6 protein-coding genes, 3 tRNA genes and 1 pseudogene are annotated in these 7,852 nt (G+C 40.4%); 1 reads left to right on the top strand and 9 read right to left on the bottom strand.

What is annotated here, in order from left to right; translation table 11 throughout:
- Positions 1–22: 22 nt before the first annotated feature.
- Positions 23–1,090 carry a class II fructose-bisphosphate aldolase gene (gene fbaA, locus Q0K96_RS09445; RefSeq protein WP_297333750.1) on the bottom strand — a complete coding sequence of 356 codons (1,068 nt, stop codon included), beginning with the start codon at positions 1,088–1,090 and terminating at the stop codon, positions 23–25.
- Positions 1,091–1,139: 49 nt separating this feature from the next.
- Positions 1,140–3,704 (bottom strand): BamA/TamA family outer membrane protein, encoded by a 2,565-nt coding sequence (locus Q0K96_RS09450; RefSeq protein WP_297333751.1) that lies wholly within the window; start codon positions 3,702–3,704, stop codon positions 1,140–1,142.
- A 39-nt stretch (positions 3,705–3,743) separates the two neighbouring features.
- Here Q0K96_RS09450 and Q0K96_RS09455 point away from each other — a divergent pair, with 39 nt between their 5' ends.
- Positions 3,744–4,481, top strand: coding sequence for an RNA methyltransferase (locus Q0K96_RS09455; protein ID WP_297333752.1), 738 nt, complete (start codon positions 3,744–3,746; stop codon positions 4,479–4,481).
- Here the strand turns inward: Q0K96_RS09455 and Q0K96_RS09460 are convergent.
- From Q0K96_RS09460 to Q0K96_RS09490, 7 genes and pseudogenes are all read right to left on the bottom strand, one after another.
- The gene (locus Q0K96_RS09460; RefSeq protein WP_297333753.1) at positions 4,468–5,175 is read right to left on the bottom strand and encodes a porin family protein; all 708 of its coding nucleotides are present in this window, start codon (positions 5,173–5,175) and stop codon (positions 4,468–4,470) included. The genes Q0K96_RS09455 and Q0K96_RS09460 overlap by 14 nt on opposite strands.
- A gap of 2 nt (positions 5,176–5,177) precedes the next feature.
- Positions 5,178–5,909, bottom strand: a complete 732-nt coding sequence (gene ubiE, locus Q0K96_RS09465) for a bifunctional demethylmenaquinone methyltransferase/2-methoxy-6-polyprenyl-1,4-benzoquinol methylase UbiE (RefSeq protein WP_297333754.1) — start codon at positions 5,907–5,909, stop codon at positions 5,178–5,180.
- Positions 5,910–6,107: 198 nt separating this feature from the next.
- A pseudogene (locus Q0K96_RS09470) lies at positions 6,108–6,410 on the bottom strand (DUF4375 domain-containing protein); the annotation flags it as partial.
- A 358-nt stretch (positions 6,411–6,768) separates the two neighbouring features.
- On the bottom strand, positions 6,769–7,173 hold the full coding sequence (locus Q0K96_RS09475; RefSeq protein WP_297333755.1) for a hypothetical protein: 405 nt from the start codon (positions 7,171–7,173) through the stop codon (positions 6,769–6,771).
- 289 nt (positions 7,174–7,462) lie between these two features.
- Positions 7,463–7,544, bottom strand: a tRNA-Leu gene (locus Q0K96_RS09480).
- A 55-nt stretch (positions 7,545–7,599) separates the two neighbouring features.
- Positions 7,600–7,672: transfer RNA gene (locus tag Q0K96_RS09485), tRNA-Lys, on the bottom strand.
- 28 nt (positions 7,673–7,700) lie between these two features.
- Positions 7,701–7,773, bottom strand: a tRNA-Lys gene (locus Q0K96_RS09490).
- Positions 7,774–7,852 lie beyond the last annotated feature (79 nt).

Genomic DNA, 7,852 nt, shown 5'->3' on the forward strand with positions numbered 1-7,852 from the left:
ACAGCCGGCAGCTTTAAGTTCATTATAGGGTGTTAACGTTATTCAGGTCTTCAAAGGCCTGTTCAAGCCTTTTGTTAAAAGTAAGTTCGCCTTCGCGTATCCATTTCCTCGGATCGTAGTGTTTCTTGTTCGGGCTGTCTGCGCCTTCCGGGTTACCAATCTGGGTTTTAAGATAATCAGCTTTGCTGCCCATGTAATCGCGGATACCTTCTGTAAAGGCAAACTGCAGGTCGGTATCAATATTCATCTTTATAACACCATAAGAAATGGCTTCCCTTATCTCTTCAAGCGTAGAGCCTGAACCGCCGTGGAAAACAAAATCTACAGGATTTGCTCCGGTGTTAAACTTCTGCTGTACATACTCCTGAGAGTTTTTAAGGATTTTCGGGGTAAGCTTTACGTTACCCGGCTTGTAAACACCATGCACGTTGCCAAAGGCAGCGGCTATAGTTATTTTGTCAGAAACCTTTAAAAGCTCTTCATAAGCATAAGCTACTTCTTCCGGCTGGGTATATAGTTTAGAGCTGTCAACGTCAGAGTTATCCACGCCGTCTTCCTCACCACCTGTAATACCAAGTTCAATTTCAAGGGTCATGCCCATTTTGCTCATCCTTTCAAGGTACTCCTTGCAAATTTCTATATTTTCTTCAATCGGCTCTTCGCTTAGGTCAAGCATGTGCGAGCTGAATAGCGGCTTACCGTGTTCTTTATAATGTTGCTCACTTGCATCAAGCAGCCCGTCTATCCACGGCAAAAGGTTTTTTGCACAATGGTCTGTATGCAGTATAACGGTAGCGCCATAGGCTTCGGCAAGGGTATGTATGTGTTTTGCACCGGCTACCGCACCAAGTATTGCCGCTTTCTGGCCGTCGTTGCTAAGGCCTTTACCGGCATTAAAAGCAGCGCCTCCGTTAGAGAACTGTATAATTACAGGGGCTTTTAGTTTTGCCGCAGTTTCCAGCACACCGTTAATGGTGCTGCTGCCTGTTACGTTTACCGCAGGTAGGGCAAACCCTTTTTCTTTGGCATATTTAAATATCTCCTGTACCTGGTCTCCGGTAGCTACGCCGGGCTTAATATTATGAGCCATCAGTTGTTAGTTTTAGAGTTTGTGATGTACAAAAATAGTACTTTTAGTTTTAGAATGGATAATTAATACCTACATTATAAACAGCATGGGCAAAATTATACTCTTTAAACCACCTGTCGTTTACCGGCCTTCCGGGGTTGTAGGTTTTGAAACCAATATCGAACCTCACCACGAAAAAGTTTAAATCGTAGCGGAAGCCAAACCCCGAACCAAAGGCTAGGTCGCGGAATGAGCTAAGCCCGTTAAAAACATATTCAGGTTGGTCCTGGTTATCAAAAACATTCCAGATATTGCCCACATCGCCAAAAACGGCTCCGTTTAACTGCCCGAACAGGTTAAAGCGCAGTTCTGCACTATACAGCATTTTAAGGTTAGCTTCATTAAAATCGTTAATACCGCCGCTGCTGCCCGGCCCCAGGCTGTAAGACTGCCACGCACGGTTATCGTTACTTCCTCCCGCAAAATAGCTTCGGGTAAAGGGTATGTTATCAGAGTTGCCGTAAGGCACTGCCAACCCGAAGAATGCCCGCATGGCCAGTACCCTTTTATGTGTAAGGTCGAAGTGCTTTATAAAATCAAGTTCACCTTTTATATATTGCGAATATTCCACATCAAGAAATGTCCGGTTGCCGCTGGAACTGCGGTTGTTCTTTTCGGTTAAAGATGAAATGAGGGCTAAAGTGTTTCCTGCCGTTTCTAATTTTGTTTTAAAGATAAAGAACTCACTATCATTTAAATTATCCTGCGTGCTGGTGGTATAGGTAAAGTTAGTTGCCGATATCAGGTTGTTCTCGGTAAGCCTTCGCCTGCGCTCCTCTATACTGCGCACTTCGCGCCTGTCTTGAGCGGTTGTTGTTATACTACCGCCGTCTACGCCCGTTATAAATGCCCTTGTGCCTTCTTCTCTTATCAGGCGTAAATCACCGTTACCGTCAACACTGTAGTAGGCAGGGTCTAACTGTTCTGTATAGATGTTGGCAATTTCATTAAGCCTGTCGTAAGATGAATTGTATACAAAAAAGTAATTATCAGGGTTTACGTTCCGTATGTACTGTATGTTGAACAGGTCCAGCCTTGCCGTGCGGTTTCTTTTGGGTATCCAGTTGTAATTTAATACGCCTGTAAAGCTCTCCTTATCGAGGCCTATGTTCTTTTGCCTGCTGATACCCAGGCTTAGTAGCGAAGCGGGAAGCATTTCCTTCCGTATTATGTTATCAGTGTTTAACGGAAAAAATATTCTTGGGATGCTGAGCTTGGCATCAGCACCATACTCCAGTATGTTGAAAAAGCTCCTGTCGCTAATGGCAGGGTCTCTCGAAGAGCCTATGTTGCCCCGCAGGGTAAGGTCTAAAATCTCTGCACCGCGAAACAGGTTGCGTATAGAAAGCCCCGTACTACCCTGTATACCCATATCCTGAATGTTAGAGTGGGTAAGGTCTATACCATATAAAAGCTTAAAATTATCGCGCGGTTTCAGGTAAATGTTGGCAATAAGAGACGAGCCTTCTGTATCGGTGCTGTCAACCACATAATTAATGTTAGGATAATAGAACACCCTTAGGTTGTTAATATACCTGTAGGTTAGCACCCTCCTGAAATCGGCAAAGGTACTGCCGGGCGTTATAAAAACTGGGTCGGTTAACGCCTTTGGCCTGTAGTTAAGCTTACCGTTACTGAAGATGCGGAAGCCGTTGTAAGTAGTACTGTCTATAGTGCCGTTTGGGTCGGCGGCATTTTGGGTGTATATATTTACCTGGCTTACTTTGAAAATTTTGAAAGGGCGGGTAAAGGTACTATCGCCCCTGCGTACGGTTTCATTATCAATAATAAGGTCTACATTGGCTTTATAGCCTGTGTTTACAGTATCTACAATATAAGAAATATAATTGGGTTCAAAGCGATACACCCCCCTGTTAAGAAAGTAATTGGCAATCCGCTCGCGTTCGCCAGTAAAGTCTGCTTCGTTATATTGCTTGCCTTTCTTTATAAGCGACTCATCTTTAATCTTCTGGTAAAGCGTGTCCAGCACAGGAGATTCTATATAAGTAGCTATAGAATCTACCACATAGGGTTTTCCTGTTTCTACAGTATAATTTACCTGTGCCTTTTTTACCCCCAGTGTATCTACACGGTAGCCTACTTTGGTGCGGAAGTACCCTTTTTTATAATAATAAGAAAGTAGCCTGTTGGCCGATTTTCGCACCCGGACCGGATCTACCAGTACCGGTGGCTCGCCTACTTTTTTAAGGAAGTTGCTTAAACCGGCAACAATAAAAGATTCGCCAAGCCTTTGCACCTGTTTTTCTGAAAGCAGCTTGCGCAGGTTTTCGTGCCTTTGCGGATTGCGCTCCAGCCATGCCTGGTAAGAGGAGTCGGCATCTTTCTTGGCAAGGTTATACAGGTGCAGCCTTAGGTGGTAGCCCAGTATATTGCTGTTGGGCTGCTGATAGAGTTGCTCCTGCAGTGCTTCCTCTTTTTTCTCTTCGCCGTTAACGGTTATAGTGTTTTCTTCCAGCAGGTGCCTGTTATTGGGAACCCTCTTTACGAGCGAACACGAATATAAGAGCAGTAGCGATAAAAGAATTAGTGCTATTTTTGTTGTTTTATTTTTCAATGTGCGGGTGCCAAATAGTAATTCAAAAATACATTTTTTATGATTAGCAAAAACCAAATTAAGCTAATAACGGGATTGCAGCAAAAAAAATACCGAAAGCAGCATAAACTGTTTTTTGCCGAGGGCGTAAAGGTAGTGCGCGAATTGCTTGCGTCCAATTTTGAATTGCACTCTTTGTTTACCACATTACCTGATTTTAGTGAGGTTGAAGACAATAAAAAATATACAATAACCGAAGCAGAGCTTAAAAAAATAAGCGCGCTTACTACCCCCAATACCTGCCTTGCCGTTTTTAAAATGCCCGAAACCAGACCTGTGGAAAATCACGGACTTATTGTGGCACTTGATGATGTGCGCGACCCGGGCAATCTGGGGACTATAATACGGCTTTGCGACTGGTTCGGGATAGAGCATCTCGTGTGCTCAGAACAGTCGGCAGATGTGTATAACCCAAAGGTAGTGCAGGCCACAATGGGAAGCCTTTCAAGAGTAAATGTGCATTACGTAAATCTTGAAGAGTACCTGAGTGATGCAACGTTGCCTGTATTGGGTACTTTTATGGATGGTGATAACATGTATACAGGTAGCATGCCTGAAGAGGGCATTATAATTATGGGTAATGAAGCCAATGGTATTTCGGCAGGGGTAGAGGCATATGTAACCCAACGCATAGCCATACCGCGCTTTGGCAGGCTGCAGGAAACCGAAAGCCTTAACGTGGCAACTGCTGCTGCAATAGTGCTTAGCGAATTAAAGCGAAATTTTAGTGGAAAGTAAAGTTAATTAAAATGGCACGTGTTTTCATCGAGTTTACGTTGCCTGTATAAATACTGTTAGGGTCGTTATCTCGGATAAGCTCATCCTCCAAGCCGAAAACACCACGTATAGATGGAGAAAATTTGAAGTATTCAAAATAAAGATCTACACCAAAGCCTATTTCCCAGTTGTTTGTCATTTTCTTCATCCTGAATATCTGGGCATAGTTGTCATCTTTTGCATCCTGGTTACTGCTCAGGTTAAGTGTGCGCGAAAATCCGCCCACAAGGTAAGGCCTCACATTACCTGTACGCAATGCAGAAAATTTAAGCAATAGCGGAAAGTGTATGTATGTCGATTTTACCTCCCGTAACCTGTCAAATTCATCCTCTACCTGCGGAAAGGTAAGGTTGCGCTGTGCATAATACAGTCCCGGCTCAAAACGAAGGTCTAAATGCTCAAACAGGCGCAGGTTGCCCACAAGCCCCACATTAAAACCTGTGGTTTGCTTAACTATAATATCAGCCTGGGGGTTATTGTTATAATCAAACTTAAAGCCATAACTGTTAAAACCTAGAAAGTAACCCCAGTGAACCCTTTGCTTATCAAAGTTTTCGAGGTTTATAATAGGGTCTTTAGAAAATACCTGCGTGCCGAACTGCGCGTTGCAGTACAGGCCCGAAAGCAATGCTATGTAAACCAGAAATTTTTTCATGCTCATTTTTTTGAAGCGGAATATATAGTAGCCACTCCCATTGTTTGCGGCAAATCTTTCACCTCTATAAACCCGATTTTCCTTAAAATATTGTTTAGTGCCTCACCATAAGGAAAAACAGAGGCCGATTCGCTTAAGTAGGCATAAGCCGACTTGTCTTTAGAGAACAGCCTGCCTATAACCGGCAGTATGAATTTTGAGTAAAACCGGTAGCCCTGCTTGTATGGGAAACGGGTAGGTACAGAAGTTTCGAGTATTACAAAAATGCCGCCCGGCCTTAATACCCGTAAAATTTCGGAAAGGCCTTTTTCAAGATTTTCAAAATTGCGTACACCAAAAGCTACAGTAATGGCATCAAAATAATTGTCATCAAACGGCATGTTTTCGCTGTCGGCCAAAACCATTTTTATTTTGCTGTCCAATTTGCGATCGCTTATTTTTTTACGCCCCACATCAAGCATACCAGCAGAAATATCGGCACCCACAATTTCGGTTGCAGAGGTTGCCGTCATTAATATAGCAAGGTCGCCCGTTCCGGTAGCTATGTCAAGAATGGTTTTTGGCTTGGTTTCGGCCACCATTTTCAAAACTTTTTTACGCCATTTTATATCAATACCAAACGAGATTACGCGGTTAAGCCCGTCATAATTTTCAGAAATGGTATCAAACATCTGGGCAACCTGTTCTTTTTTGCCCAGTCCGGAATCTTTATATGGAGTAACGTTTTTTGACATTGCGGTATTTTGCGCAAAGATAGCAGAAGTTTTAATAATAATATGTTATAAAGCGCTTAAGTATGAAACTACTGCAAGAAGTTGAAAGCTCCACTGTTGTAGAGCTTTTTATGTACTATAACGGTTTTGCTATAATCAAGTTGACAATAATGGATCAGAATAGATACTTTTGTATTAGCCAAGATTCATTAGTCATAATTATACAAGTTTTTCACGCAAATAGCTTCCTAGTAATATGTCTAAATTATTAGAATATTCATAATACTTATTATCTAGATACTCTAAATCGTTATCTAAATTATCGTCATCATATAAAGCGTCTATTTCTCCACGCAAAATTTTTTGTCTGAATATATAATCATCGCATCTAAGTGAATTAACTTTATCATATACTAGTTGTAATATATCAGCTATATCAATTGCTTTAACTGCTTTTAGTGCAAGTATAGTTTCTTTCGCAAATTGTCCATATCCATTTATAAAGTATTGATTAAACCCACCATTAAAAACTTGTTAATCTAAAACTAATATTAAATAAGTTACACGCTCTTTATCAGGTAAATTAATGATATAGTTATACCAATTTTCACTATTATTAGTGAACCAGGATTCTTCGATTCCTGATACACTATTAGTATAATAATAGTCTATAATTTCGCTGTCAGACATAATACAATAATCGCCGATAATTTAGCGTATTTTTAAATTTATTTATAGAGATATTTCCCAATACTTACTTATGACCTTTCCGTTTTTAGCATTAATTACAATTACTTTTTTATAGCTATAATCTTTTTCCTGAACCTTTTCTTTAAGTATCCATACAAGTTTTGGGAAAAAAGATTTGTATTCATTGTTTTTATTTTTTTTGATAATCAATTTCCCACTCTATTACATTTATAAAACCCTTTTCTCTTGCAATTATTAACACTTCGTCAAGACTTAGAGCGTTTCCTTTTAAGACTTCAATTTGAGGCTTTAGATATTCGTCTAAATCAGACCAGCCTTCTAACATTAATTGTTTGTCCTTACAGATACAATCCATTGTAAATGTCTCTATAATATTTTTATTCTTATCTCTAATCTTATACAACAATACATATTGATAAGGATATACTTTTATCGAATCAGAATTTTTATAACTAAGCTGATAATGGTTTTTATCATTATTATCTACATAATATGAATATGATATATCTTTATTAAATTTAATATGCGCTTTGATAGAGTCACTAAAAAAATAATTGAACTTTATGTCTGCCATCTCTTGGCAAATTTTATAAGAAAATTTGTTTGTAAGCTGGCTGTATACTCTATTAGTATGCAAATAAAAACACAGACAGATAATAATTAACAATCTCATAATGATTAATACATTTTGGTTTGCAAAGACAGAGGGGAAATAGAGCTAATATCTATGCAAAAATAGAAATAGGCCTTCAGATAGAGATTATTTAAACATCAAAATATAGTACGTGATAGTAACCTATTAAAAAAGCTCCGCAGTTGCAGAGCTTTTTGTGCATTTTGACATTTTTATTGTCATAAAAAAGTGACCATGACTGGATTCGAACCAGCACGCCTTGCGGCACCACCCCCTCAAGATGGCGAGTCTACCAATTTCTCCACATGGCCGGGCAGATGTAAAACAAAAAAAGTTAAGCGGGCAGATGTTGCAGCTTAACTTTTGTGACCCGACTGGGGCTCGAACCCAGGACCCCAACATTAAAAGTGTTGTGCTCTACCAACTGAGCTATCGAGTCGTGGCATTAAGGAAACTAAGATTATTTGTGACCCGACTGGGGCTCGAACCCAGGACCCCAACATTAAAAGTGTTGTGCTCTACCAACTGAGCTATCGAGTCGTGGCATTAAGGAAACTAAGATTATTTGTGACCCGACTGGGGCTCGAACCCAGGACCCCAACATTAAAAGTGTTGTGCT

Origin of the sequence: Flavobacterium sp., from assembly GCF_024305175.1 — a bacterium.
Classification (GTDB): domain Bacteria; phylum Bacteroidota; class Bacteroidia; order Flavobacteriales; family Flavobacteriaceae; genus Flavobacterium.

Coding starts and splice junctions, on each gene's coding strand:
- fbaA (WP_297333750.1), bottom strand. CDS start 1,090: ATGGCTCATAATATTAAGCCCGGCGTAGCTACCGGAGACCAGGTACAG.
- Q0K96_RS09455 (WP_297333752.1), top strand. CDS start 3,744: ATGATTAGCAAAAACCAAATTAAGCTAATAACGGGATTGCAGCAAAAA.
- Q0K96_RS09460 (WP_297333753.1), bottom strand. CDS start 5,175: ATGAAAAAATTTCTGGTTTACATAGCATTGCTTTCGGGCCTGTACTGC.
- ubiE (WP_297333754.1), bottom strand. CDS start 5,909: ATGTCAAAAAACGTTACTCCATATAAAGATTCCGGACTGGGCAAAAAA.
- Q0K96_RS09475 (WP_297333755.1), bottom strand. CDS start 7,173: ATGGCAGACATAAAGTTCAATTATTTTTTTAGTGACTCTATCAAAGCG.